This is a genomic window from Paracoccus sp. TOH (assembly GCF_030388245.1).
Classification (GTDB): domain Bacteria; phylum Pseudomonadota; class Alphaproteobacteria; order Rhodobacterales; family Rhodobacteraceae; genus Paracoccus; species Paracoccus simplex.
In genome coordinates this window covers 21,173-46,083 of record NZ_CP098362.1, presented here as the reverse complement: position 1 = coordinate 46,083, position 24,911 = coordinate 21,173, and the positions used below count along the sequence as shown (strand labels likewise).

The window sequence follows — 24,911 nt, the reverse complement described above, 5'->3', positions numbered from 1 at the left end:
CCTGTCGGATGGGGCTGGGCACATAGCCTGTCGTGAAGAATTCCCTGCATTTTCCGGCCCCTCCTTTGGCTGGTCATGCCGCCCGGGCATCTGGAGCGCCGGGGCTTTCCTCCGTCTCGGGGGCTTGGGGTCGCATCGCCCGAATCCCGCCGTCTCCAGAACAGTAACTGAAATATTTTTCTATGTCCGTAAAAAAATGCATTCCCGAACTCGAAAATCTGCGGTATGAAAATGACCGAGGAGTTCGCCACGCCCGTCCGGGCTGGCTTGCCGCCCGGGCCGTGGCTTGGGCGGAGGAGGGCAACCATGCATCACCATCCCACCGACCCCCGCAGGACGGCATGCCATGGCCGGGGCTGACATCCTGATCGGCATCGACGCCGGCACCTCGGTCATCAAGGCGGTGGCCTTCGACCTGCGCGGCGCACAACTGGCCGCGGCCTCGGTGCCGAATCGCTATCAGGCCGGCGGCGACGGTTCGGCCACGCAATCCCTGGCCCAGACCTGGGACGACTGCGCCGCCGCGCTGCGAGGTTTGGGCGACAAGGTGCCGGATCTGGCCGGCCGCACCGCTGCCGTCTCGGTGACGGCGCAGGGCGACGGCACCTGGCTGGTCGGGCGCGACGGGCCGGTGGGCGACGCCTGGCTGTGGCTTGATGCCCGCGCCGCCCCGACGGTGGCGCGGCTGGCCGCTGGCCCGGCGAACCGCGTCCGGTTCGAGGCGACCGGCACCGGGCTCAACACCTGCCAGCAGGGCAGCCAGATGGCGCATATGGATGCGCATTGCCCGGACCTGCTGGACCGGGCCGAGGTGGCGCTGCATTGCAAGGACTGGCTTTACCTGAACCTGACCGGGGTGCGGGCGACCGACCCGTCCGAGGCCAGCTTCACCTTCGGCAATTTCCGCGACCGGCGCTATGACGACACGGTGATCGCCGCGCTGGGGCTGGAGCATCGCCGCGCCCTGCTGCCCGAGATCGTCGATGGCGCCGAGCAGACCCATCCGCTGACCGCCGAGGCGGCGCGGGCAACGGGGCTGCGCGCCGGCACGCCGGTCAGCCTTGGCTATGTCGATATGGTGATGACCGCGCTGGGTGCCGGGGTCTATGGCGGGGCGGGCGATGTCGCCTGCTCGACCGTGGGCTCGACCGGGGTGCATCTGCGGGCGGTGCGGGCGCAGGACGTGCATCTGAACGCGCAGGGCACCGGCTATGTCATCTGCCTGCCGATCCCCGGCATCGTGACCCAGGTGCAGACCAATATGGCGGCGACGCTGAACCTGGACTGGATCCTGGGCGTCGCGGCGGGCATCCTCTCGGATGTCGGCCAGCCGGTCACGCATCGCGACCTGGTGGCGCATATCGAGGGCTGGCTGGCGCAGTCGAAGCCGGGCCAGATCGTCTATCACCCCTATATCTCCGAGGCGGGCGAGCGTGGTCCCTTCGTCAACGCCGATGCCCGCGCCGGCTTCGTCGGCCTGTCGGCCGGGCACCGCTATCCCGACCTGATCCGGGCCGTGGCCGAGGGGTTGGGCATGGCGATGCGCGACTGCTACGCCGCCATGGGCCCGCTGCCGGCCGAGCTGCGGCTGACCGGCGGCGCCGCGCGCTCGCGCGGCTTGCGCGGCATCCTGTCGGCGGCGCTGGACGCGCCGGTGCGGGTGTCCGAGCGCGACGAGGCCGGCGCCGCCGGCGCCGCGATGATGGCCGCCGTCGCCATCGGCGCCTATCCCGACATGGAATCCTGCATCGCCGAATGGGTCACGCCGCTTCTGGGCGCGGCCGAGGCGCCCGACCCCGATCTCGTGGCCGCCTATGCGCGGCTCTTCCCGGCATTTTCCGCCGCGCGGCAGGCCCTGCCGCCCGCATGGGACGCCCTGGCCCTGGCCCGCGCCCCGAAAGGAGATTGAAATGAGCCAAGACCAAGTCATGATCGACCTTTTCGTCATCGGCGGCGGCATCAACGGCGCCGGCGTCGCCCGCGACGCCGCCGGCCGGGGCCTGAAGGTGGTGCTTTGCGAAAAGGACGATCTGGCGCAGGGCACCTCGTCGCGCTCGGGCAAGCTGGTGCATGGCGGGCTGCGCTATCTGGAATATTACGAGTTCCGCCTGGTGCGCGAGGCGCTGATCGAGCGCGAGGTGCTGATGAACGCCGCCCCGCATATCATCTGGCCGATGCGCTTCGTGCTGCCGCATTCGCCGCAGGACCGGCCCGCCTGGCTGGTGCGGCTGGGGCTGTTCCTTTACGACCACCTGGGCGGGCGGCAGAAGCTGCCCGGCACCCGCACGCTGGACCTGCGCCGCGACCCCGAAGGCGCGCCGCTGCTGGACCAATACGTCAAGGGCTTCGAATATTCCGATTGCTGGGTCGATGACGCCCGCCTCGTGGTGCTGAACGCCGTCGATGCCGCCGAGCGCGGCGCCGAGGTGCTGACCCGCAGCCCCTGCATTTCGGCCCGGCGCGAGGACGGCGCCTGGACCGTCGAGACCCGCAGCGAGATCACCGGCGCGCTGCGGCGCTTCCGCGCCCGCTGCGTGGTGAACTGCGCCGGGCCGTGGGTGTCGGACGTGATCGGCCGGGTGGCGGGCTCGCAGTCCAGCCGCAACGTTCGGCTGGTCAAGGGCAGCCATATCATCGTGCCGAAATGGTGGGCGGGCGCCAATGCCTATCTGGTGCAGAACCACGACAAGCGGGTGATCTTCATCAACCCCTACGAGGGCGACAAGGCGCTCATCGGCACCACCGACATCGCCTATGAGGGCCGGGCCGAGGACGTCACGGCGGACGAATCCGAGATCGAATACCTGCTCGCCGCCGTGAACCGCTATTTCAAGCAGAAGCTGCGGCGCGACGATGTGCTGCACAGCTTCTCGGGCGTCAGGCCGCTGTTCGACGACGGCAAGGGCAACCCCTCGGCGGTGACGCGGGATTATGTCTTCGATCTGGACCAGACCGGCGGCGCGCCGCTGCTGAACGTGTTCGGCGGCAAGATCACCACCTTCCGCGAACTGGCCGAGCGCGGCATGCATCGCTTGCGCGAGGTGTTTCCGGCCATGGGCCCGGACTGGACCGAAAGCGCGCCCTTGCCCGGCGGCGACATGGCCAACGCGGATTACGAAAGCTATGCGGAACTCCTGCGCGAGCTGAACCCCTGGATGCCGCGCGGGCTGCTGCATCACTATGGCCGGCTTTACGGCACCCGGACCCGCGACGTGGTCGCGGGGGCGCTGTCGCTTTCCGACCTGGGCCGGCATTTCGGCGGCACGCTCTACGAGGCCGAGGTGCGCTACCTGGTCGCCCGGGAATGGGCGCAAACGCCCGAGGACATCCTTTATCGCCGCACCAAGCATTACCTGCACCTGACCGAGGACCAGCGCCGCGCCTTTGCCGACTGGTTCGCGGGCTCGGACCTGGCCCAAGCCGCCTGAGGACACCATGGCCCTGACGCTGTCGCTGAACACCAACCCGCTGGTCAACCGCTTCGCCGAAGCCGACGACCTGATCGACACCGTGGCGCGCGACCTGCGGATCCGCGACCTGCAACTGACGCATGAGTTCATCAACCCGAGCTGGCCCGCCCCGGTGATCCGCCGCCTGACCCGCACCATGGGCGCGGCGCTGGCCCGCACCGGCGTGCGCGTCACCAGCGGCATGACCGGGCCCTATGGGCGGCTGAACCACTTCGGCCATCCCGACCGCGACGTGCGGCGCTATTACGTCGACTGGTTCAAGACCTTCGCCGACATCATCGGCGACCTGGGCGGGCAGTCGGTCGGCACGCAATTCGCCATCTTCACCTATCGCGACTATGACGAACCCGCCCGGCGCGAGGAGCTGATCCGCATTGCCATCGACGCCTGGGCCGAGGTGGCCGAGCACGCCAAGGCGGCCGGGCTGCGATACCTTTTCTGGGAACCGATGAGCGTCGGGCGCGAGTTCGGCGAGACCATCGACGCCTGTATGGCATTGCAGGACCGGCTGACGGCGGCCAAGATGGCGGTGCCGATGTGGATGATGGCCGATATCGACCACGGCGACGTGACCAGCGCCAATCCCGACGACACCGACCCCTATGCCTGGGCGCGGGCGGTGCCGAAGGTCAGCCCCATCATCCACATCAAGCAGTCGATGATGGACAAGTCGGGCCACCGGCCCTTTACCGCCGAATACAATGCCAAGGGCCGCATCCAGCCCGCACCGCTGCTCGCGGCCTTCGCCGAAGGCGGCGCCGCCGATAACGAGATCTGCCTGGAGCTGAGCTTCAAGGAGCGCGAGCCGAATGACCGCCAGGTGATCCCGCAGATCGCCGAAAGCGTCGCCTTCTGGGCGCCGCATATCGACACCGGCGCGGATACGCTGAATATCTGACCCCGGAACACCCCGAAAAGGACGCCCGCATGACCCGCCAGCCCCGCCCCCCTTGCCGCCGGCCCGCCTGATGGCGCGGCGCGGAGCCTTGGACCCGGAACAAAGCCTCGCCATCCGCGCGGCCTGGTTGCATTACGCCGGCGGGCTGACGCAGGCGGCGGTGGCGAAACGGTTGGGCGTGCCCTCGGTCAAGGCGCATCGGCTGATCGCCCGCGCGGTGGCCGAGGGCGTGGTCAAGGTCTCGATCGACGGCGAGATCGTGGAATGCGCCGCGCTCGAGGATCGGCTTTGCGCCCGCTACGGGCTGGACTATTGCGAGGTGGCGCCCGAACTGGGCGAGGAGGGGATGCCGCTGCGCGCGCTGGGTCTGGCCGGGGCGGGCTTCCTGCGGCGCGAGATCGAGCGCGGCGAAGATCCGGTGATCGGTCTTGGCCATGGCCGCACGCTGGCGGCGGCGGTGCACCAGTTGCCGCGTTTCGACGCGAACGGGGTGCGCTTCGTGTCGCTGCTGGGCGGCTTCACCCGCAGCTATGCCACCAACCCGCATGACGTGATGTATGCGCTGGCGCAGAAGACCGGCGCGCAATCCTATGTGCTGCCGGTGCCGTTCTTCGCCAATTCCGAACAGGATCTGGCGGTGTTGCTGGCCCAGCCGGGGGTGCGCGAACTGTTCGACCTTTCGAACGGCGCCAGCCTGAAGGTGGTCGGCATCGGCACGGCGGATGCCGGGGCGCAACTGGTCGCCTCGGGCATGATCGAGCCGCATGAGATCGCCGAGATCAACGCCGCCGGCGCGCAGGGCGAGATGCTGGGCCATTTCTTCGACGCCCGGGGCCGGGTGCTGGAAACCACCCTGAGCGCGCGCACGCTGTCGGTCAGCCTGGACGGGCCCGAGGGCAGCCGGATCGTCGCCATTGCCGGCGGCACCGACAAGGTGCGGGCGATCCGGGCGGTGCTGGAAAGCCGGCGTCTGTCGGGACTGATCACCGACGAGGCCACGGCGCGGCTGTTGGCGGACTGACGGCGGGGGGAACGGGACGAGCGGGGCTCGTCCCGAACGCTGCCGCTGGGCCGGGCGCCCGCGCCCGGCAACCGTTCAGGCGGCGTAGCGTTTCGCCATCGCCGCCAGCGGCAGCGGGCGGATCTTCGCGGCATGGCCGGCGGTGCCGAAGGCCTCGAAACGCGCCTTGCAGACCTCGGACATCATCGCCATGGCGGGTTTCAGATAGCCGCGCGGGTCGAACTCGGCCGGTTCCTCGCTGAGCTTCCTGCGGATCGCGGCGGTCATCGCCAGCCGGTTGTCGGTGTCGATATTGACCTTGCGCACGCCCGATTTGATGCCGCGCTGGATTTCCTCGACCGGCACGCCCCAGGTTGGCCGGATGTCGCCGCCATAGGCGTTGATGATCTGCTGCAGATCCTCGGGCACCGAGCTGGAGCCATGCATGACCAGATGCGTGTTCGGCAGGCGGCGGTGGATCTCCTCGATCACATGCATGGCGAGGATGGCGCCGTCGGGTTTGCGGGTGAACTTGTAGGCGCCGTGGCTGGTGCCCATGGCGACGGCCAGCGCATCGACGCCGGTGTCCTTCACGAATTGTTCGGCCTCGGCCGGGTCGGTCAGCAACTGGTCCTCGGAGAGCCGGCCCTCGGCGCCGTGGCCGTCCTCCTGGTCGCCCATGCCGGTTTCCAGGCTGCCCAGCACGCCCAGCTCGCCCTCGACCGAGACGCCGCAGGCATGGGCCATCTCGACCACGCGGGCGGTGATGTCGCGGTTATAGGCGTAATCAGCGGGCGTCTTGCCGTCGGCCTGCAGCGAGCCGTCCATCATCACGCTGGTGAAGCCGTTCTGGATCGCCGTGGCGCAGGTCGCAAGCCCGTTGCCGTGGTCCAGGTGCATGCACAGCGGGATGTCCGGGAAGGCGCGCGACAGGCCCTGGATCAGCCCGGCCAGCACGGCGTCGTTGGCATAGGCGCGCGCGCCGCGGCTGGCCTGCAGGATCACCGGGCTGTCGGTCGCCGCGGCGGCGTTCATCACCGCCAGCCCCTGCTCCATGTTGTTGATGTTGAAGGCGGGAACGGCATAGCCGTTCTCGGCCGCATGGTCGAGAAGCTGGCGCAGCGTGATCATGGCCATGGGCTGTTATCCTTTGCTGATGGCGAGATGGGACAGGATGGTTTCGACTTCCTCGCGGGCGCCGAAGAACAGCGGCACCATCTCGTGCAGCCCCTGCGGTTGGCGGTCGAGGATCGGCTGGCACCCGTCCGAGGCGATGCCGCCGGCCTGCTCGACCAGGAAGGCGATCGGGCAGCATTCGTAGATCAGTCGCAGCCGGCCGTTCTCGTAGCCCGGGCGGCGGTCGGCGGGATAGAGGAAGGCGCCGCCCTTCAGCAGGATGCGGTGCAATTCGCCGACGGCGGCGGCGAGCCAGCGCATGTTGAAGTCGCGCCCGCGCGGGCCGTCCTTGCCCTGGCGCAGTTCCTGCACCCAGGCCTGCAGGCCCGGCGACCAGTGGCGTTCGTTCGAGGCGTTATAGGCGATGGTCGAGGCGGTGGGTTTCAGCTGCACGCGCTCGCGGGTCAGGCGGAACTGGCCCGCCTCGGCATCATAGCCGGCGACATGGGTGCCGTCGCCCAGCGACCAGCCGAAATCCAGCGAATGGCCGAAGCTCGCGTAGCCGGCGCCGACCACGGCCCGGCCCTTGCGCAGGAAGCCTTCGGGCGCGGCGGGCAGGATGGAGTAGAGCATGCCCAGCGGCGCGCCGATGCCGATGCTGCCCGAGCCGTCGATCGGGTCCATCGCCACGTCCCAGGCGCCGCCCGGGTTCAGGGTGACGACTTCCTCGGCCTCTTCGGAGAGCACCCGGCCGACGCCGGCGGCGGCCAGCGCCTCCAGCATGTGGTGATGGGCGGCGACATCCAGCGCCTTCTGCTTGTCGCCGCTGTCATTGGTGCCGATCACGGCCTCGGGGTCGCCATGCAGCCGGCCGGCGGCCAGCCGTGCGGCCAGCGCCGGCTGGGCCCGGGCAATCGCAAGGGTGATGGCGGCGGGGCCGTCGCCCGCCAGCACGTCGGAAAGCGGGCGGCCGGTGGCGGGGCCGTCGTTCGGCAGTTTCAGCATGGCGGGCCTTTGCGTGCGGGCTCAGCCGGCCTTGTTGTATTTCGCGTCCACTTCGTCAATGGCGCAGACATTGCCGGCCGAGCGGCCGTTCGGGTCGAAGTTCATCGTCTCGGCCAGCCAGGCGTCGGCGATGGCCTTGGCCAGTTCGGTGCCGATCACCCGCGCGCCCATGGTGATGATCTGGGCGTTGTTCGACAGCGCCGCGCGCGTCGCCGAATAGGTGTCATGGGTCAGGGCGGCGCGGATGCCCGGCACCTTGTTCGCGGCGATGCAGACGCCGATGCCGGTGCCGCAGACCAGGATGGCGCGGTCATAGGTGCCATCCAGCACCCCGTTCGCCACGCGGTCCGAGAGATCGGCATAGAAGGCATCCGCGCCGGCCTCGGTGCGGCTGATCTCGGAAACCTCGTGCTTGTCCTTGAGGTGGTCGGCCAGCAGCTTGGCCAGCCCTTCGCCCGCGCTGTCGCCTGCGATTGCCAGTTTCATTTCGTGTCTCCGATGGTTGCGGCGCAGCGCGCCAGGATGTCCAGATAGCCCTCGACGTTCCAGGCCGAGCGACCGATGAAAAGCCCGTCGATATGCGGGCAGGCGATCAGTTCCGCGCAATTGCCGGGGTTGACCGAGCCGCCATAGAGGCAGGGGATGCGGCGCGACAGCACGTCCTGCGCCACCGCGATGATCTCGGCCTGCCGCGCATCGGCATAGTCCGACGTCGCGGGGATGCCGTTCACGCCGATGGCCCAGACCGGCTCGTAAGCCAGCAGGATCGGCGCCGATTTCTGCTCGGCCGAGAGCCTGGCCAGCGCGCCGCGCACCTGGGTCTCCAGCACCGCGCGGGCGCGGCCGGATTCGCGTTCGGCCAGCGTCTCGCCGATGCAGATCAGCGGGATCAGGCCGTGGCGCACGGCGGCCTCGGTCTTGAGGCCCACGGTCTCGTCCGTTTCGCCGAAATGCTCGCGGCGCTCGCTGTGTCCCAGTTCGACGATGTCGAGGTTGCAGTCGCGCAGCATCAGCGGGCTGATCTCGCCCGTCCAGGCGCCTTCGTCGGCCCAATGCATGTTCTGCGCGCCGACCTTGACCGAGGTTTCGGCCAGCATCGCCTTGACCTCGCGCACGGCGGTAAAGGGCGGGATCACGAAGCGCTGGATGCGCGGCGCGCGCGCGGCATCGGCGGCGGCCAGTCCCTTGGCAAAGGCGCGCGCCTCGGCCAGGGTCTTGTTCATCTTCCAGCTGGTGCCGATCCAGAATTCGGTCATGTCGTCGTCCTAACGGTCAGAATGCTTGGCAATGGTCAGGGGAATGCCCGCGCGGTCCAGCGCGGCGCGGTCCTCGGGGTCGGGGGCGGCATCGGTGATGATCGCCTGGTACTCGGACAGATCGGCCAGCGCATGCAGCGCCGAACGGCCGAAGCGGCGGTGGTTGACCAGCAGCACGCTGCGCCCGGCGGCAAGCATCATGGCGCGCTTGGCCCGGATCACCGCATCGTCCATGTGAAAGGCCTGCAGGCCGGACACGGCGGGGGCCGAGATGAAGGCCAGGTCCGCCCGCAGCCGGCTTAGGGCATTTTCCGTCACCAGCCCGAAGAAGCCGTTGAACTTGGCGCTGAAGATGCCGCCGAGCGCGATCAGCGTGATCCGCGCCATGTCCTTCAGCGGCTCGATCACCGCCGCGTTGTTGGTGATCACCGTCAGCGGCGCCTTCTCGGCCAGGCTGGCGCCCAGCAGCGCCGCCATCGAGCCGTCATTGACCATCACGGTCATGCCCGGCTCGACCAGGTCCAGCGCGGCGCGGGCCATGCGGGCCTTGGCGTCGGAATCCTGCAGGGCCCGGATGCGGAAATCGCTTTCGAACTGCGTCCCGGCCTCGATGGTCGCGCCGCCGCGCACCTTGCGCAGCAGCCCGGCCTGTTCCAGGTCGTCCAGGTCGCGGTGGATGGTCATCTTCGAGACCGCGAAACGCTCGGCCAGATCGTCCAGATCGACGGCGCGCGTCGCGACCAGCAGATCCATGATGGCTTGCCTGCGTTCTTCGCGTTTCACGAACATCCCTCCCTGCGCCCGGATTCGCCGCGGCCCGATACTTTTCTAACAATACTTCACGCAAACACAACATCAATTATGTGACTTTGTGATTTTTGATTGTTATTTTTGCCGCCGCGCAGTATCTGAGGGGCAAACGGAGGACCGAACATGCCTTTTGACATCCCCAAAGACCCCGCGATTGCCGCCAAGGCGGCGCTCGACCCCGCGAATTTCGCGCTGGCGAATTGCATCCGCGCGCTGTCCATCGACGCGGTGAACGCCGCCAATTCCGGCCATCCCGGCGCGCCGATGGGCATGGCCGATGCCGCGGCGGTGCTGTTCTCCAAGCACTTGAAATTCGATGCGAAACACCCCGACTGGCCGGATCGCGACCGCTTCGTGCTGTCGAACGGCCATGCCTCGATGCTGCTCTACAGCGTGCTGCACCTGACCGGCTACGAGGACATGACCATCGAGCAGATCCGCAACTTCCGGCAATGGGGCGCGATCACGGCGGGCCACCCGGAATACGGCCATGCCAAGGGGATCGAGACCACCACCGGCCCGCTGGGGCAGGGGCTTGCCACCGCCGTCGGCATGGCCCTGGCCGAGCGCCGGCTGGCCGCCGAATTCGGCACCGACCTGGTCGATCATCACACCTGGGTCATGCTGGGCGACGGCTGCCTGCAAGAGGGCATCGGGCAAGAGGCCGCCAGCCTGGCCGGCCATCTGGGCCTGGGCAAGCTGATCGTGCTTTACGACGATAACTCGATCACCATCGACGGGCCGACCTCGGTCAGCTTCTCGGAAAACGTCCCGGCCCGGTTCGAGGCCATGGGCTGGCACGTCCAGTCCTGCGACGGCCATGACGGCAAGGCGCTCGACGCCGCCATCACCGCCGCCAAGGCCGAAACCGGCAAGCCCTCGCTGATCGCGATGAAAACCGTCATTGGCTTCGGCTCGCCCAACAAGGCCGGCAGCTATGCCGTGCACGGCTCGCCGTTGGGCAAGGACGAGGCGGCGCTGACCAAGGAAGCCATCGGCTGGTCGGCCGAGCCCTTTGTCATCCCCGGGGATCTGGCGGCAGAATGGCGCGAGATCGGCCAACGCGGCGCCCAGGCCCGCGCCGACTGGCAAGCCCGCCTGGCCGCGACACCGGCCGAGACCCGCGCCGAGTTCGACCGCCGCCAGGCCGGCGCCTTGCCCGGCGATTACGAGCCGACCTTGCAGGACGCCCGCGCCCAGCTTTTCGCCGCGCCGAAAAAGGCTGCGACCCGCAAGGCCAGCCAGATGGCGCTGGAGGCCCTGACCCCGGCGCTGCCCGAGATGATCGGCGGTTCGGCCGACCTGACCGGCTCGAACCTGACCCGGGTGCCGGCGGTGGACAGCCAATATACCCGCGAGGCGCCCGGCCGCTATATCGGCTACGGCGTGCGCGAATTCGGCATGGCCGCGGCGATGAACGGCATCAACCTGCATGGCGGCTTCATCGCCTATGGCGGCACTTTCCTGGTGTTCTCGGACTATGCCCGCAACGCCATCCGGCTGTCGGCGCTGATGGGGGTGGGCACGGTCTATGTCATGACCCATGACAGCATCGGCCTGGGCGAGGACGGCCCGACCCACCAGCCGATCGAGCATCTGGCCAGCCTGCGCGCCATTCCCGGCCTGACCGTGCTGCGCCCGGCCGATACGGTCGAGACGCTGGAGGCCTGGGACATCGCCATCCGCAACCGGCATGTGCCCTCGCTGCTGGCGCTGTCGCGGCAGGACGTGCCGCAACTGCGTCTGGACGCGGGCGCCGAGAACCTGACTGCCAAGGGCGCCTATGTGCTGCGCCGGTTCGGTGCCAAGGATGACGGGGGCCGCGACGTGACGCTGATCGCCACCGGCACCGAGGTCGCCATCGCCGTCGAGGCGGCGCAGGCGCTGCACGCGGACGGGCTGTCGGTCGCCGTGGTCTCGATGCCCTCGTGGGAGCTGTTCGACGCCCAGCCGGAATCCTATCGCAAGGAAACGCTGGGCGACGCGCCCCGCATCGCCGTCGAGGCGGCGGGCAAGTTCGGCTGGACCCGCTATGTCGCCAGCGAGGACGACGTGATCGGCATGACCGGCTTCGGCGCCTCGGCCCCGATCGACCGGCTCTATCAGGAGTTCGGCATCACCAAAGAAGCCATCGTCGCGCGGGCCAAGGTGCTTGCCGGCAAGTGACAGCTGCCGCGCCCGGAACCGATCCGGGCGCGGTCACCCCCCGACGGGGCCGGGCCAATCGTTGATCCGCATGGCTGCGAACCGCTCGCGCAGCCAGCGGGCGGCCGGGCCGCTGGGACGCTGTTTGTGCCAGACCATTTCCAGCGCCACCGGCCAATCGGCACCGTCGAACTGCAGGACCGGCGTGACCAGATCGTCGCGAACCGGCGATTCCTCGATGATGTGGTCGGGCACCAGCGCCCAGCCGATGCCGCGCCGGACCATCTGCAGGATGACCCAGTGGCTTTCCACCCACCAGACCTCGGCCGCGCTGCGCAGGCGCTGCTTTTCCGGCCCCTCGCTGCGCACGGCGACCATCAGCTGGCGGTGGCGCTTCAGATCCTCCCAGTCCACCATCGTATCGGCCAGCGGATGGTTCTTGCCGCAGACCAGTTTCAGCGGCACCCAGCCCAGCGTGTGAAAGGCGATCTCGGTCGGCAGCACCTCTTGCCGCCACATCACGCCGATATCGGCCTTGCCGTCCAGCACCAGGCGGCTGACATCCTCCATCATCGGGAACAGCAGCTCCAGCTCGACATGCGGGAAGCGGGCGGCGAATTCGGCGAAAAGCGTCGCCAGCGGCTCCTCGGGATAAAGCTCGTCGATGGCGACGACCAACCGGTGCTCGACATGCGCGGTCAGGCTGGCGGCGACGCCGATCAGATGCTCGCGGCGGTCCAGCACCACCCGGGCCTCGGCCAGCAGCCGCTCGCCCGCCGGCGTCAGCACCGGGTTGCGCCCCTCGCGGCTGAACAGCGCGACGCCCAGATCGTCCTCGAGATTCGAGACCTGGGTGCTGATCGCCGACTGCGCCTTGCGCAGCGCCCGACCGGCGGCCGAGAACGAGCCGTGCTGCGCGGCGGCGGCAAAGGCTTCCAACTGCTCCAGCGTGACGGTCATCTATCTGTCAATCAGATGGTATCCAACTTTGTATTCTGGGAAATACAGATAGAAAGCGCGTCACGCAAGAATGAGGAATCACAATGACCATGCGCAGCTTTCCGGACCGGGTCCGCCACGCGGTGAGCTTCGAGTTGATCGGCTTGGCGATCGTCACCCCGCTGGCCGCCTGGATCTATGACAAGCCGTTATTCGACATGGGCGTCGTCGGCGTCGGCGCGGCGACGCTGGCCACGGTCTGGAACTTCGTCTTCAACCTCGGGTTCGACCACGCCATGCGGCGCTGGGTCGGCGATGTCCGGAAGTCGCTGCGCCACCGGCTGCTGCATACCGCGCTGTTCGAGCTGGGCCTGCTGGTCATGCTGCTGCCGCCGATGGCCTGGTATCTGGGCATGACGCTGTGGCAGACGCTGCTGCTCGACCTGTTCATCGTCGCCTTCTATCTGGTCTATAATTTCGTCTTCAACATCGCCTATGACCGGATCTTCCCGCTGCCCGCCGCGCCGCAAGGCCGCGGTCGGGAGCAGGGGCGCGGGCAGCCGGCCTAGCCCGGATCGCAGGCGATCTCGTCCAGCAGGAAGGCGCGGAACTTGCGGATCGCGGGACGGTTGCGCCGGCCCTTGGGATAGACCAGCCAGAAGCTGCGGCCGTTCCGCGCCACCAGCGGAAAGGGCTGGATCAGGCTGCCGGTCGCCAGTTCGAACCGGAAGAAGCGCGGCGTCAGCAGCGCCACGCCGTAACCCTCCAGCGCCGCCCGCGCCTCGTGCAGGTCGGTCGACAGCGTCAGGCCGGGCCGGGGCGGGGTTTCCCAGAAATCCACCCCGGCCTCGCGCATCCAGACCGCCCAGTTCGGGTCCACCCGGTCCAGCAGCGGCAATTTCAGCAGGTCGGCCGGCTCGTGCACCGCGTGTTTCCTGGCCAGCGCCGGCGACAGCATGGGGGTGTATTCGATGGGCATCAGACAATGCTCCTCGACCCCCGGCCAGCCGCCCTCTCCGGCGCGGATGGCGACGGTGATGTCCTCGCGCCCGAAATCGACCAGGTTGTCGCTGGTCTCCAGCCGCACCGCCAGGTTCGGATGGTTCATCTGGAACTTGCCCAGCCGCGGCGACAGCCAGGCCCCCGCAAAGGTCGGCACGGTCGAGATCGACAGGGTCGAGACCGAATCCGCCGACGGGTCGGCATAGGCTTCGCGCAGCATGTCGAAGGCGTCGATGGTCGGGCGGGCGAACAGCGCCCCGGTCTCGGTCAGTACGATCTCGCGCGGCTTGCGCAGGAACAGCGGCGTGCCCAGCCGCTCCTCCAGCAGGCGGATCTGATAGCTGACCGCGGCCTGGGTCATGCCCAGCTCCTCGGCGGCGCGGGTGAAGCTCAGATGCCGCGCCACCGCCTCGAAGGCACGCAGGGCGGCGAGAGGGGGTATCGACATAAGCGTGCCTTATGGATGCTTGCCGAGGCTTTGTTGGTCATCGCCGGGGAAACCTAGCATGATCGGAGGGTGGATCAACCATGACCACCGAAAGGAGGGCAAAATGTCCGACAATTCCGCATGTGATCGCCAACGCCCCTTCCTGCCGGGCCTGACCCGGCTGCTTTTCGGTGTGCTGCGCCGCGATAAGCCCAGCCTATCGCCATGCCCAGACCGCATGGCGGCGCTGGACCATCCGGCGACGCGCAAGGCGTTGGCCGGTCTGCCCGCGCATCTGCTGCGTGACATCGGTGTCGCCGACACGCGCAGCGACGCGGTCGCCCCGCTGCAGGAAGGCGACGCGCTGCGCCGGCATCTGTGGTAGCGCGTCAGCCCGCCACACTTTTGCGCACGGTTTCCCCGAAGGCGCGGCGATAGGCGCGCGCCAGCGTGGCGGGCGACGAGAACCCGGTCCGCGAGGCGATCTCGCCCAGCGTCAGCCGGGTTTCCAGCGCCAGCGCCCGGGCATGGGACAGCCGGATCTGCCGGTAGTAGCCGCCGGCCGACAGGCCCAGATGGGCATGGAACAGCCGGTCCATGCTGCGCGGCGACAATGCCGCGCGCTCGGCGATGCGGGGCAGGGGCAAGGGCTGTTCGGCGGTCTCGCGCATGGCGACGATGGCGCGCTGCAGCGACGGCGGCAGCGCGCTGTCGGTCATGCGGCTGGGCAATTGCCATTCCACCGGATCGGTGCTGCGCCCCATCACCCGGCCGAACATGTTCGCCACGTCGAAGCGCAGCGCCTCGCCCGCCTGCGCGCCGATCAGGTCCAGCGACCAGCTCAGCACGCTTTGCGCGCCGCCGCAGGTGACGATATTGCCATCCGCGACATAGGGGTCCGGCACCACGGTGATTTCCGGAAAGGCTTCGGCCAGCGCCTCGCGCTCCATCCAGTGGATGGCGGCGCGGCGTCCGGCCAGCAGGCCCATGCGGGCCAGCAGCCAGGCCCCGGTATCGAGCCCGCCCACCACCGGCAGGCCGCGCGCCTTGCGCAGCACCGCCCGGGCCGAGTCGCGCTGCAGATGGTCGCGCATGCCGTAGCCCGAGACCAGGATCAGCGCATCCGTCGCCCCCACCCGCGCCAGCGGCAGATCGACCGAGATCGCCAGCCGTGATGAGCTGATGACCGCCCCGCCCTCCAGCGAGCAGACCTGCCAGGAAAACAGCCGCTGCCCCGACAGGTCCCGCGCCGCCCGCAGGGGCTCGATGGCGCTGGCCAGCACCATGTTCGAGAAACCGTCGAACAGCAGGAAGGTCAGGTGCAGCGGCGATTTTGGCAACATCGGAAAAATATATGGCGGAGAATGCACATCATGCCAGTGGAATTGCTGGCAGGTTGCGGTGGAAAGCAGCCATTGCCGGAGCCATGAATGAACCGTGACGTCTTCATCACCTGCGCGGTGACCGGATCGGGGCAGAGCCACAAGAAATCCGGGCTGGTGCCGATCACGCCCCGCCAGATCGCCGAAGCCTGCATCGAGGCGGCGAAGGCGGGCGCGGCCATCGCCCATGTGCATGTGCGCGACCCCCAGACCGGCGCCCCCTCGCGCGATCCGGCGCTGTATCGCGAGGTGGTCGAGCGGGTGCGGTCATCCGGCACCGACGTGGTGCTGAACCTGACGGCGGGCATGGGCGGCGACATCGTGCTGGGCTCGGCCGAGGCGCCGCTGCCGCTGTCGCCGCAATCCGACCTGATCGGCGCCAGCGAGCGGCTGGTGCATGTCGAGGAACTGCTGCCCGAGATCTGCACCCTCGATTGCGGCACCATGAACTTCGCCGAGGCCGATTACGTCATGACCAACACCCCCGGCACGCTGCGCGCCATGGCGGCACGCATCCAGGCGGCGGGGGTGCGGCCCGAGATCGAGGTTTTCGACACCGGCCATCTGTGGCTGGCCAAGACGCTGGTCGAGGAGGGGTTGATCGACGATCCGGTGATGATCCAGCTGTGCATGGGCATCCCCTATGGCGCGCCGGCCGATCCGAACAGCCTGATGGCGATGGTGAACAACATCCCGCCGGGCTGGGTCTATTCCATGTTCTCGATCGGGCGGATGCAGCTTCCCTATGTCGCGCAGGCGGCGCTGGCGGGCGGCAATGTCCGCGTCGGGCTGGAAGACAACATCTGGCTCGACAAGGGCGTGCTGGCCCGCAACGGCGACCTGGTCGAGCGGGCGGCGACGATCCTGAACGCGATGGGTTGCCGGATCCTCGGCCCGCAGGCGGTGCGCGACAGGCTGAAGCTGACCCGGCGCTGAGCCGCAGACCGAACCAATCCATAACGCAAGACAGGGGTCCATCATGAGTATCAATCTGACGAGGCGGGGGCTGACAAGGCGGGGCTTGCTGGCCGGCGCGGCGGGCATGACGGCGGCGGGGCTGATCCTGCCGCGCGGCGCGCGGGCGCAGGAGGCGACGCGCGGCGGCCGGCTGCGCATCGGCCATCTGGGCGGCGCGACCTCGGACACGCTGGACCCGGCGACCTATGCCGCCGGGCCGGTGGTGACGGCGATGCTGGCGGTCTGCAACAACCTGGTCGAGATCGACGCCAAGGGTCGGGCCGTGCCCGAGCTGGCCGAGTTCGAGCCCGATGCCGACGCCCGGGTCTGGACCTTCCGGCTGAAGGACGGCGTCACCTTCTCGGACGGGCGAAAGGTCATGGCCAGGGACGTGATCGCCTCCTTCGACCACCATCGCGGCGCCGATACCAAGTCCGGCGCCAAGGGCTCGCTGGAGCAGGTCAGGGAGATCCGCGCCGACGGCGACAATGTCGTGGTCTTCGAACTGAGCTCGGGCAATGCCGATTTCGCCTATCTGACCTCGGATTATCACTTCGTCATCATGCCGGCGAACGAGGACGGCACGCTGGACTGGCAATCGGGCCTGGGCACCGGCGGCTATGTGCTGGAGAATTTCGAGCCGGGCGTGCGCATCACCCTGAAGCGCCGCGACGATTACTGGAAACCCGACCGCGCCTGGTTCGACGAGGCGGTGCTGCTGACCATCAACGACGCCACCGCCCGGCAGAATGCGCTGATGACCGGCGAGGTCGATGTCATCAACTCGCCCGACCTGGCCACGCTGCACCTGTTGCAGCGCCGTCCGGGCCTGCAGCTGGTCGAGGTGACGGGAACCGCGCATTACACCATGCCGATGTTCTGCGACCAGGCGCCCTTCACCGATCCGAACCTGCGGCTGGCGCTGAAATACGCCATCGACCGGCAGGAGGTGCTGGACAAGGTGCTGCGCGGCCATGGCCAGATCGCCAATGACAGCCCGATCGCGCCGGCGAACCGCTTCTATGCCGCCGACCTGCCGCAGCGCGCCTATGACCCGGACAAGGCGAGGCACTACCTGAAGCAGGCCGGCATGGAGGGGCTGAAGGTCGAGATTTCCGCCTCGGACGCGGCCTCGGTCGGGGCGCTCGACATGGTGCAGCTGTTCCAGCAATCGGCCAAGGCGGCCGGCATCGACCTGACCGTCAAGCGCGAGCCGGATGACGGCTACTGGTCCAACGTCTGGCTGAAGAAACCCTTCTGCGTCAGCTACTGGAACGGCCGCCCGACCGAGGACGATATGTTCAGCCTGGTCTATGCCCGGGGTGCCGAGTGGAACGAGAGCCACTGGGACAACGAACGCTTCAACGACTTGCTGCTGAAGGCGCGGGCCGAGCTGGACGACAGCCTGCGCGCCGAGATGTATCGCGAGATGCAGGGGCTGGTCTCCGAGGATGGCGGCACCATCATCCCGATCTTCGTGAACTATATCGACGTGGCCAATGACAAGGTGGCGCATGGCGAGGTGGCGTCGAACCGCTTCCTCGACGGCTGGAAGATCGTGGAACGGTGGTGGCGGGCATGAGGATCGCGGCAATCGGCGGCGGGGTCATCGGCGGCGGCTGGATCGCCCGCTTCATCCTCTCGGGGCATGACGTGGCGGTTTTCGACCCGCATCCCGAGGCGCAGCGCATCGTCGGCGAGGTGCTGGCGAACGCGACCCGCGCCTGGGAAAGGCTGTTCCAGGCGCCGCTGCCCCGGCCGGGCCGCATCCTCTGGGCCGGCTCGGTCGCCGAGGCGGTCCGGGACGCCGACTACATCCAGGAAAGCGTGCCCGAGCGGCTGGAGCTGAAGCACCGCATCATCGCCGAGATCGAGGCCGCCGCGCCCGGGACGGCGCTGATCGGCTCCTCGACCTCGGGCTTCAAGCCCTCCGAGTTGCGGCGGCGCGCGCGGCATCCCGGCCGCATCCTCGTCGCCCATCCGTTCAACCCGGTCTACCTTCTGCCGGTGGTCGAGGTGGTGGGCGGCGGCGCGGCGGCCGAGCGCGCCTGCGAGATCCTGACCGGAATTGGCATGAAACCGGTCCGGATCGCGCGCGAGATCGACGCCCATATCGGCGACCGCCTGCTGGAGGCCGTCTGGCGCGAGGCGCTGTGGCTGGTGCATGACGGCATCGCCACCACCGAGGAGATCGACGACATCATCCGCTTCGGCTTCGGCCTGCGTTGGGCGCAGATGGGTCTGTTCGAGACCTATCGCATCGCCGGCGGCGAGGCCGGGATGCGGCATTTCCTGGGCCAGTTCGGCCCGGCGCTGAAATGGCCCTGGACCAAGCTGATGGATGTGCCCGACCTGGACGAGGCACTGATCGACCGCATCGCCGCCCAGTCCGACGCGCAGTCGGGCCGGCATTCGATCCGCGCGCTGGAGCGGATCCGCGACGACAACCTGGTCGGCATCTTCCAGGCACTCAAGGCCAACGACTGGGGCGTCGGCCAGACCGTGCGCGCGCAGGAGGACGGCTTCTATGCCCGCGAGCCCGCGCGGGCCGAAGGCTATCCGCTGCGCCTCCATCAGGCCCGCGTCAGCGGCGGCTGGGTCGATTACAACGGCCACATGACCGAGTTCCGCTATCTGCAGGTGCTGGGCGACGCGACCGACGCCTTCCTGATCCATATCGGGCTGGATGCCGATTACCGGGCGCAGGGCCGCTCGGCCTATACGGTCGAGACCCATATCCGCCATCTGGCCGAGGTGAAGGCGGGCGAGCCTCTGACCGTCGAGACCCGGCTGCTGGGCCATGACGCCAAGCGCTTTCGCCTGCATCACGCCATCCTGCGCGCGGATGGCAGCGAGGCCGCGACCGGCGAGCATATGCTGCTGCATGTCGATACCGGCGCGGGGCGCGCCATGCCGATGCCGCCGGCGCTGCTGCAGGCGCTGGAGCGGGTGGCGGCGCAGGACCGCGCGCCGCATCCCGACCATGCCGGCGCCGGCATCCGCCCGATCCGCCAAAGGGAGGCCACCGCATGAACGCCCCGGATGTCCGGCGGCGGCCCATCCTGCGGATGATCGCGGGCCGGCTGGGCATCGGGGTCTTTACGCTGTTCGTCATCTCGGTGCTGATCTTTCTGGCCGTCAGCCTGCTGCCCGGCGATATCGCCCAGCAGGTGCTGGGCCAGTCCGCCACGCCCGAGACCGTCGCCGCCTTCCGGCGCGAGCTTGGGCTCGATCAGCCGCTGGCCTGGCGCTATCTCGACTGGGTCGGCGGGGTTCTGTCGGGCGATTTCGGCCGCTCGCTGGCCAATGGCCGGCCGGTGGCGGAGCTGTTGGCCTCGCGGCTGGGCAATACCCTGTTTCTGGCGGCCTATGCGGCGGTGATCGCGGTGCCGCTGGCGGTGGGGCTGGGGCTGCTCGCCGCGCTCTGGCGCGGCAGCTGGTTCGACCGCATCGCCAATGTGGCGACGCTGTCGGCGATTTCCTTCCCCGAGTTCTTCATCGCCTATATCCTGATGTTCTGGCTGTCGGTCAGGATGGGCTGGTTCCCCTCGATCGCCGATCCCGGCGCCTCGCCGCGGCTGGCCGAGATGCTGGGCCGCGCCTTCCTGCCGGCGATCACCCTGGTGCTGGTGGTGACCGCCCATATGATGCGGATGACGCGGGCGGCGGTGGTCAACGTGCTGGGCGCGTCCTATGTCACCATGGCGCGGCTGAAAGGCGTGTCGCGCTGGCGGGTGGTCACCCGCCACGCCCTGCCGAACGCGCTGGCGCCCATCGTCAACGTGGTGGCGCTGAACGTGGCCTGGCTGATCACCGGCGTCGTCATCGTCGAGGTGGTCTTCGTCTATCCCGGCCTTGGCCAGTTGATGGTGGACAGCGTCACCAACCGCGACATTCCGGTGGTGCAGGCCTGCGCGCTGATCTTCGCCGCGGTCTATATCCTGCTGAACCTGCTGGCCGACGTTCTGGCGATCGCCACGAACCCGCGCCTGCTGCATCCGAGGTAGGCCCATGATCCGGATGCTGAAAACCATGCCGCCGACCGCGATGCTGGGGGTTCTGGTCATCGCCGCCTATGCGGTGATCGCGCTGTTCGCGCCGCTGCTGGCCCCGCATGGCGAGGCGCAGATCGTCGGCGCCCAGTTCGAGCCGTGGAGCGCCGCCTATCCCCTTGGCACCGACACGCTGGGCCGGGACATGCTGTCGCGGCTGATCTGGGGCGCGCGCAATACCGTGGGCGTGGCGCTGGCCACCACGGCGCTGGCCTTCGGCATCGGCGCCATTGCCGGGCTGCTGGCGGCGGCGCTTGGCGGCTGGGTCGATCTGGCGCTGTCGCGGCTGGTCGATGTGCTGATGGCGGTGCCGGCGCTGATCCTGACGCTGCTGGCGCTGTCGGCGCTGGGGCCGGGGGTGGCGAACCTGATCGTGGTGGTGGCGATCCTCGATTCCACCCGCGTCTTTCGTCTGGCCCGCGCCACGGCGATGAACGTCATGGTGATGGATTATGTCGAGGCAGCGCAGCTGCGCGGCGAGGGCACTTGGTGGATCATCAGCCGCGAGGTGCTGCCGAACATCTCGGCGCCCTTGATCGCGGAATTCGGGCTGCGCTTCTGCTTCGTATTCCTGACCATCTCGGCGCTCAGCTTCCTGGGGCTCGGCCTGCCGCCGCCGATGGCCGACTGGGGGGCGATGGTGCGCGACAATGCGGCGCTGATCACCTTTGGCGACACCACCCCGCTTTTACCCGCCGCCTGCATCGCGGTGCTGACGGTCTCGGTCAATTTCGTGGTGGACTGGATGCTGCACCGCGCCTCGGGTCTGAAGGACTGAACCATGTTGCTGAACATCGAGAAGCTGAAGGTCGAGGCGCGGGGCGAAGAAGGCTGGACCCCGATCCTGCATGGCGTGGATTTGCAGGTCGCCCGGGGCGAGGTCGTCGGGCTGATCGGCGAATCCGGGGCCGGGAAGTCCACGCTGGGCCTTGCGGCGCTGGGTTTCGCCCAGGGCGGTCTGCGTTTCGCCGGCGGCCGGGTGATCTTCGACGGCACCGACCTGCTGCAACTGCCCGAGCGCCGGCGCCGCGCCTTTCGCGGCCGCCGCGTCGCCTATGTCGCGCAATCGGCGGCGGCGAGCTTCAATCCGGCATGGCGGCTTCTGGACCAGTTCTGCGAGGGGCCGGCGATCCACCACACCGCGGGCCGCGTCGAATCCGAAGTCTTCGCGCGCCAGCTTTACGCCGCCATGCACCTGCCCGACCCGAAGAATTTCGGCCTGCGCTTTCCGCATCAGGTCTCGGGCGGGCAGTTGCAGCGGGCCATGGTCGCCATGGCCATGGCCTGCAAGCCCGACCTGATCGTCTTCGACGAGCCGACGACGGCGCTGGACGTGACCACGCAGATCGGCGTGCTGGCGGCGATCCGGCAGGCGGTCGAGACCACCGGCACGGCGGCGATCTACATCACCCATGACCTGGCCGTGGTCGCGCAGATGGCCGACCGCATCAAGGTCATGCGCCATGGCCGCGAGGTCGAGGATGCGCCGACCCGCCGGATGATCGAGGCGCCGGCGCAGGATTACACCCGCTCGCTTTGGGCGGTGCGCGAGTTCCGCCGGCCGCCGCGCGCCCTGCCGCGGGCCAGCGCACCGACGATCAGCATCCGCGAAGTAACGGCGGGCTATTCGTCGCTGGACGTGCTTGGCGCGGTCAGCTTCGACATCCCGCGCGGCGCCACCGTGGCGGTGGTGGGCGAATCCGGCTCGGGCAAGTCCACCACGGCGCGGGCGATCACCGGGCTTTTGCCGCCGCGCGCGGGCAGCATCGCGCTGAACGGCACGCCGCTGCCGCCGCGCCTGGCGCAGCGCACGCCGGACCAGAAGCGGGCTGTGCAGATGATCTACCAGATGGCCGACACGGCGCTGAATCCGCGCCAGACCATCCGGCAGATCCTGTCGCGGCCCTTGCAGTTCTACCTGGGCCTGACCGGCCGCGCGCGCGAGACGCGGCTCAACGAGCTGTTGGAGCAGATCGAGCTGGAGCCGGCGCGCTTCCTTGACCGCCTGCCGGGCGAGCTGTCGGGCGGGCAGAAGCAGCGCATCGGCATCGCCCGGGCGCTGGCCGCCGATCCCGAATTCATCATCTGCGACGAGGTGACCAGCGCGCTGGACCAATTGGTGGCCGAGGGCATCCTGCGGCTGCTCAGCAAGGTGCAGGACGCAACCGGCGTCAGCTACATGGTCATCACCCATGACATCGCCACCGTCCGCGCCATCGCCGACGAGGTGGTGGTGATGAAAGGCGGCCGGGTCATGGACAAGGGCTTGAGGTCCGAGGTGCTGGACCCGCCGCGCCATGCCTATACCCGGGAATTGCTGGCCTCGGTGCCGCAGATGGACCCGGACTGGTTGACGCGCCGCATCGCCGAGGGCCGCATCGCCGGGGGCGCGGCATGATCCGCGACCCGCAGGTGCTGGATTTCATCGCCCGGACCGAGGCCGCTTATCCGCCCGAGGCGAATAGCGCCAGCGCTGCCGACAACCGGCGCTTCTACGATGCGATGTGCGCCGTCTTCCGGGCCTCGCGCCCGCCCGGCCTGCCGGTTCGGGATCGCCGCATCGGCGGCGTGCCCTGCCGGGTCTACGGGGCGGAAACCCCGGTCGCGGTGGTCTATGTGCATGGCGGCGGTTTCGTGGTCGGCGGGCTGGACAGCCACGACGATGTCTGCGCCGAGATCGCCGATGCCACCGACCTGCAGGTGGTCGCGGTCGATTACCGGCTGGCGCCCGAGCATCGCTGGCCGGCGCAGATCGCGGATGTGCAGGCGGTCTGGGACGCGCTGGCCCGCCCGGCGGTGATCGCGGGCGACAGCGCCGGCGGGCGTCTGGCGGCGGCGCTTTGTCTGTCGCGGCGCGGCGCGCGGCAGCCCTTGGGTCAGGTGCTGGTCTATCCCGGCCTCGGCGGCGACGGCAGCGCGCCCTCTTATCGCGAGAATGCCGAGGCGCCCTTGCTGCGGACCGAGGACCTGGCCGGCTATCACGCCGCGCTGCACGGCGAGGGAGTGGGCGAGGGACCGGCCGATCCGCTGGCGCGTCCCTTGCTGGCCGCAAGCCTGGCCGGGCTGGCGCCGGCCTTCGTCGTCACCGCCGATGTCGATCCGCTGCGCGACGACGGGCGCGACTATGCGCGGCGGCTGCGGGCCGAGGGCGTCGCGGCGCATTGGCGCAACGAGCCCGAACTGCCGCATGGCTATCTGCGGGCCCGCCGCCACAGCGACCGGGCGCGGCGCAGCTTCCAGGCGATCCTGGTCGCGATCCGGCACTTCGCGGACCGGGCCTAATCAAGGACCGGGCCTAGTCGCGCTGTTCCGACATGGCGACGATCTCGGCATGCGGGCGGTCGAGCCGGCGGCGCAGGCCGTCGCGGGCGGCGCGGCGCAGGATCTTGCGGAAACGCGCCGCATCCGGGCCGTAATGCCGTGCCTTGCCGCGCCAGCGCAGCGCCAGAACCGGCAGCAGCGGCCAGAACCACGGCCCGGCCGCGACGCGATAGGCCAGCAGCGCATTGCGATACATGTAATAGACCTTCCACATCGGCCGCAGCACCAGATGCCCGCCGGGCTGGATCGAGACGGTGTCGTGCTCGAACCGGATCTCGGGCAGGAAGCCGATGCGCAGCCCCTTGCGCCGCATCTCGAGGGTGTAGATCTGGTCGTCGCCATAGATGAACAGCCGTTCGTCGGGATAGCCGGCGCGGGCGATGCTGGCGCGCGACAGGAACAGACCGACAAAGGAGGTCATGTCGATCTCGATGGGATCGGCCTGGCCGGCATAGGTCGCATCGCCCAGGTGAAAGCCGCGCCGGCCGGCGCCGGCCAGGGTGCGCAGGAATTCCGGCAAGCGCCAGAACGGGTTGCGATAGGGCCGGTTCATCTCGCAGACCTCGCCCGAGGGGGTCAGCACCGCCGCCCCCAGCGCGTCCCAGCCGGTCAGGTCCAGCGCGCGGAACTGCGCGATGGTGCCGGGAAAGGGCCGGCCGTCATCGTCCATGACCACGAGCCAGTCCGGGTCCAGCGCCTGCACCAGGTGCCGCATCCCCTGCGCGAAGCCGCCGGCTCCGCCCAGGTTTTCCAGGCTGCGCAGTGCCAGCAGCCGGGGATCGTCGATCATGTCCAGATATTCGCAGGTACCGTCGCCCGAGGCATTGTCGAACACCACCACATGGTCGATATCCTCGGCCAGCAGCCGGCCGACAGTCACCCGCAGCTTGTCCAGCCGGTTATGGGTCACGACCAGGGCGGCGATGCGCGGGCGGGCAGGTGCGGGGCAGGGCAAGGGCAGCGACTGTTGCGGGTCTTGGCTCGAGCGCATGTCCGTTCTCTGCTCAGGGATGCGCCGGCCGCGGCCCCGACCGGACGGCAGCGCGCCGCCTGACTAGCGGATCGCGGTCCCGTGAACAAGCGGCCAGACGCCGGGCTTTCACGAATCCCTTGCAATTTCCTGCGACATTC

General features: G+C 68.9%; 23 protein-coding genes. 14 read left to right on the top strand and 9 right to left on the bottom strand.

The window, feature by feature from the left end; translation table 11 throughout:
- Positions 1-346: 346 nt before the first annotated feature.
- The 4 genes from NBE95_RS17360 (at position 347) to NBE95_RS17345 (ending at position 5,389) form a co-directional block, all read left to right on the top strand.
- The gene (locus NBE95_RS17360) at positions 347-1,909 is read left to right on the top strand and encodes an FGGY-family carbohydrate kinase (RefSeq protein WP_289896288.1); all 1,563 of its coding nucleotides are present in this window, start codon (positions 347-349) and stop codon (positions 1,907-1,909) included.
- Position 1,910: 1 nt separating this feature from the next.
- Complete coding sequence (locus NBE95_RS17355) at positions 1,911-3,428, top strand: glycerol-3-phosphate dehydrogenase (protein WP_289896287.1); 1,518 nt, start codon at positions 1,911-1,913, stop codon at positions 3,426-3,428.
- Positions 3,429-3,435: 7 nt separating this feature from the next.
- Positions 3,436-4,368, top strand: coding sequence for a TIM barrel protein (locus NBE95_RS17350; RefSeq protein WP_289896286.1), 933 nt, complete (start codon positions 3,436-3,438; stop codon positions 4,366-4,368).
- A 70-nt stretch (positions 4,369-4,438) separates the two neighbouring features.
- Positions 4,439-5,389, top strand: a complete 951-nt coding sequence (locus tag NBE95_RS17345) for a sugar-binding transcriptional regulator (RefSeq protein WP_289896285.1) — start codon at positions 4,439-4,441, stop codon at positions 5,387-5,389.
- A gap of 75 nt (positions 5,390-5,464) precedes the next feature.
- Here the strand turns inward: NBE95_RS17345 and fba are convergent, their stop codons facing one another.
- The 5 genes from fba to NBE95_RS17320 are packed head-to-tail and all read right to left on the bottom strand — an operon-like array spanning position 5,465 to position 9,528.
- Positions 5,465-6,505 (bottom strand): class II fructose-bisphosphate aldolase, encoded by a 1,041-nt coding sequence (fba, locus tag NBE95_RS17340; RefSeq protein ID WP_289896284.1) that lies wholly within the window; start codon positions 6,503-6,505, stop codon positions 5,465-5,467.
- Positions 6,506-6,511: 6 nt separating this feature from the next.
- Positions 6,512-7,489 (bottom strand): class 1 fructose-bisphosphatase, encoded by a 978-nt coding sequence (locus tag NBE95_RS17335; protein ID WP_289896283.1) that lies wholly within the window; start codon positions 7,487-7,489, stop codon positions 6,512-6,514.
- 21 nt (positions 7,490-7,510) lie between these two features.
- Positions 7,511-7,975, bottom strand: a complete 465-nt coding sequence (locus NBE95_RS17330; RefSeq protein ID WP_289896282.1) for an RpiB/LacA/LacB family sugar-phosphate isomerase — start codon at positions 7,973-7,975, stop codon at positions 7,511-7,513.
- Entirely contained in the window at positions 7,972-8,745 is a 774-nt protein-coding gene (locus tag NBE95_RS17325; protein ID WP_289896281.1) for a triose-phosphate isomerase, read from the bottom strand. Before NBE95_RS17325 ends, NBE95_RS17330 begins: the two co-directional genes overlap by 4 nt.
- 9 nt (positions 8,746-8,754) lie before the next feature.
- Positions 8,755-9,528, bottom strand: a complete 774-nt coding sequence (locus NBE95_RS17320) for a DeoR/GlpR family DNA-binding transcription regulator (RefSeq protein WP_289896280.1) — start codon at positions 9,526-9,528, stop codon at positions 8,755-8,757.
- Positions 9,529-9,678: 150 nt separating this feature from the next.
- Between NBE95_RS17320 and tkt the strand changes: the two genes are divergently transcribed.
- Positions 9,679-11,721, top strand: coding sequence for a transketolase (tkt, locus tag NBE95_RS17315; RefSeq protein WP_289896279.1), 2,043 nt, complete (start codon positions 9,679-9,681; stop codon positions 11,719-11,721).
- 33 nt (positions 11,722-11,754) lie between these two features.
- Here tkt and NBE95_RS17310 read toward each other — a convergent pair whose 3' ends face one another.
- The gene (locus tag NBE95_RS17310; protein ID WP_289896278.1) at positions 11,755-12,660 is read right to left on the bottom strand and encodes a LysR family transcriptional regulator; all 906 of its coding nucleotides are present in this window, start codon (positions 12,658-12,660) and stop codon (positions 11,755-11,757) included.
- A gap of 83 nt (positions 12,661-12,743) precedes the next feature.
- On the opposite strand from NBE95_RS17310, the gene NBE95_RS17305 reads away from it, so the two are divergent.
- Positions 12,744-13,208, top strand: coding sequence for a PACE efflux transporter (locus NBE95_RS17305; RefSeq protein ID WP_289896277.1), 465 nt, complete (start codon positions 12,744-12,746; stop codon positions 13,206-13,208).
- On the opposite strand, the gene NBE95_RS17300 is transcribed toward NBE95_RS17305, so the two are convergent.
- Positions 13,205-14,089, bottom strand: coding sequence for a LysR substrate-binding domain-containing protein (locus NBE95_RS17300; protein WP_289896276.1), 885 nt, complete (start codon positions 14,087-14,089; stop codon positions 13,205-13,207). The genes NBE95_RS17305 and NBE95_RS17300 overlap by 4 nt on opposite strands.
- Positions 14,090-14,192: 103 nt before the next feature.
- On the opposite strand from NBE95_RS17300, the gene NBE95_RS17295 reads away from it, so the two are divergent.
- Positions 14,193-14,453, top strand: coding sequence for a hypothetical protein (locus NBE95_RS17295; protein WP_289896275.1), 261 nt, complete (start codon positions 14,193-14,195; stop codon positions 14,451-14,453).
- A 4-nt stretch (positions 14,454-14,457) separates the two neighbouring features.
- Here NBE95_RS17295 and NBE95_RS17290 read toward each other — a convergent pair whose 3' ends face one another.
- Positions 14,458-15,411, bottom strand: a complete 954-nt coding sequence (locus tag NBE95_RS17290) for a GlxA family transcriptional regulator (RefSeq protein ID WP_289896274.1) — start codon at positions 15,409-15,411, stop codon at positions 14,458-14,460.
- A gap of 87 nt (positions 15,412-15,498) precedes the next feature.
- Between NBE95_RS17290 and NBE95_RS17285 the strand changes: the two genes are divergently transcribed.
- From NBE95_RS17285 to NBE95_RS17255, 7 genes are read left to right on the top strand one after another with little or no spacing between them, the layout of a single operon-like run.
- On the top strand, positions 15,499-16,386 hold the full coding sequence (locus NBE95_RS17285; RefSeq protein ID WP_289896273.1) for a 3-keto-5-aminohexanoate cleavage protein: 888 nt from the start codon (positions 15,499-15,501) through the stop codon (positions 16,384-16,386).
- 43 nt (positions 16,387-16,429) lie between these two features.
- Complete coding sequence (locus tag NBE95_RS17280; RefSeq protein WP_289896272.1) at positions 16,430-17,989, top strand: ABC transporter substrate-binding protein; 1,560 nt, start codon at positions 16,430-16,432, stop codon at positions 17,987-17,989.
- A complete protein-coding gene (locus NBE95_RS17275; protein ID WP_289896271.1) occupies positions 17,986-19,440 on the top strand; it encodes a carnitine 3-dehydrogenase in 1,455 nt (484 codons plus the stop codon). The genes NBE95_RS17280 and NBE95_RS17275 overlap by 4 nt, the downstream gene beginning before the upstream one ends.
- A complete protein-coding gene (locus tag NBE95_RS17270) occupies positions 19,437-20,414 on the top strand; it encodes an ABC transporter permease (RefSeq protein WP_289896270.1) in 978 nt (325 codons plus the stop codon). The genes NBE95_RS17275 and NBE95_RS17270 overlap by 4 nt, the downstream gene beginning before the upstream one ends.
- Before the next feature lie 4 nt (positions 20,415-20,418).
- Positions 20,419-21,237, top strand: a complete 819-nt coding sequence (locus tag NBE95_RS17265) for an ABC transporter permease (protein ID WP_289896269.1) — start codon at positions 20,419-20,421, stop codon at positions 21,235-21,237.
- Positions 21,238-21,240: 3 nt separating this feature from the next.
- Complete coding sequence (locus tag NBE95_RS17260) at positions 21,241-22,857, top strand: ABC transporter ATP-binding protein (protein WP_289896268.1); 1,617 nt, start codon at positions 21,241-21,243, stop codon at positions 22,855-22,857.
- A complete protein-coding gene (locus NBE95_RS17255; RefSeq protein ID WP_289896267.1) occupies positions 22,854-23,741 on the top strand; it encodes an alpha/beta hydrolase fold domain-containing protein in 888 nt (295 codons plus the stop codon). Before NBE95_RS17260 ends, NBE95_RS17255 begins: the two co-directional genes overlap by 4 nt.
- A 13-nt stretch (positions 23,742-23,754) precedes the next feature.
- Here the strand turns inward: NBE95_RS17255 and NBE95_RS17250 are convergent, their stop codons facing one another.
- On the bottom strand, positions 23,755-24,771 hold the full coding sequence (locus NBE95_RS17250; protein ID WP_289896266.1) for a glycosyltransferase: 1,017 nt from the start codon (positions 24,769-24,771) through the stop codon (positions 23,755-23,757).
- Between the last annotated feature and the right edge of the window lie 140 nt (positions 24,772-24,911).

Coding starts and splice junctions, on each gene's coding strand:
- NBE95_RS17360 (WP_289896288.1), top strand. CDS start 347: ATGGCCGGGGCTGACATCCTGATCGGCATCGACGCCGGCACCTCGGTC.
- NBE95_RS17355 (WP_289896287.1), top strand. CDS start 1,911: ATGAGCCAAGACCAAGTCATGATCGACCTTTTCGTCATCGGCGGCGGC.
- NBE95_RS17350 (WP_289896286.1), top strand. CDS start 3,436: ATGGCCCTGACGCTGTCGCTGAACACCAACCCGCTGGTCAACCGCTTC.
- NBE95_RS17345 (WP_289896285.1), top strand. CDS start 4,439: ATGGCGCGGCGCGGAGCCTTGGACCCGGAACAAAGCCTCGCCATCCGC.
- fba (WP_289896284.1), bottom strand. CDS start 6,505: ATGGCCATGATCACGCTGCGCCAGCTTCTCGACCATGCGGCCGAGAAC.
- NBE95_RS17335 (WP_289896283.1), bottom strand. CDS start 7,489: ATGCTGAAACTGCCGAACGACGGCCCCGCCACCGGCCGCCCGCTTTCC.
- NBE95_RS17330 (WP_289896282.1), bottom strand. CDS start 7,975: ATGAAACTGGCAATCGCAGGCGACAGCGCGGGCGAAGGGCTGGCCAAG.
- NBE95_RS17325 (WP_289896281.1), bottom strand. CDS start 8,745: ATGACCGAATTCTGGATCGGCACCAGCTGGAAGATGAACAAGACCCTG.
- tkt (WP_289896279.1), top strand. CDS start 9,679: ATGCCTTTTGACATCCCCAAAGACCCCGCGATTGCCGCCAAGGCGGCG.
- NBE95_RS17310 (WP_289896278.1), bottom strand. CDS start 12,660: ATGACCGTCACGCTGGAGCAGTTGGAAGCCTTTGCCGCCGCCGCGCAG.
- NBE95_RS17305 (WP_289896277.1), top strand. CDS start 12,744: ATGACCATGCGCAGCTTTCCGGACCGGGTCCGCCACGCGGTGAGCTTC.
- NBE95_RS17300 (WP_289896276.1), bottom strand. CDS start 14,089: ATGTCGATACCCCCTCTCGCCGCCCTGCGTGCCTTCGAGGCGGTGGCG.
- NBE95_RS17295 (WP_289896275.1), top strand. CDS start 14,193: ATGTCCGACAATTCCGCATGTGATCGCCAACGCCCCTTCCTGCCGGGC.
- NBE95_RS17290 (WP_289896274.1), bottom strand. CDS start 15,411: ATGTTGCCAAAATCGCCGCTGCACCTGACCTTCCTGCTGTTCGACGGT.
- NBE95_RS17285 (WP_289896273.1), top strand. CDS start 15,499: ATGAACCGTGACGTCTTCATCACCTGCGCGGTGACCGGATCGGGGCAG.
- NBE95_RS17280 (WP_289896272.1), top strand. CDS start 16,430: ATGAGTATCAATCTGACGAGGCGGGGGCTGACAAGGCGGGGCTTGCTG.
- NBE95_RS17275 (WP_289896271.1), top strand. CDS start 17,986: ATGAGGATCGCGGCAATCGGCGGCGGGGTCATCGGCGGCGGCTGGATC.
- NBE95_RS17270 (WP_289896270.1), top strand. CDS start 19,437: ATGAACGCCCCGGATGTCCGGCGGCGGCCCATCCTGCGGATGATCGCG.
- NBE95_RS17265 (WP_289896269.1), top strand. CDS start 20,419: ATGATCCGGATGCTGAAAACCATGCCGCCGACCGCGATGCTGGGGGTT.
- NBE95_RS17260 (WP_289896268.1), top strand. CDS start 21,241: ATGTTGCTGAACATCGAGAAGCTGAAGGTCGAGGCGCGGGGCGAAGAA.
- NBE95_RS17255 (WP_289896267.1), top strand. CDS start 22,854: ATGATCCGCGACCCGCAGGTGCTGGATTTCATCGCCCGGACCGAGGCC.
- NBE95_RS17250 (WP_289896266.1), bottom strand. CDS start 24,771: ATGCGCTCGAGCCAAGACCCGCAACAGTCGCTGCCCTTGCCCTGCCCC.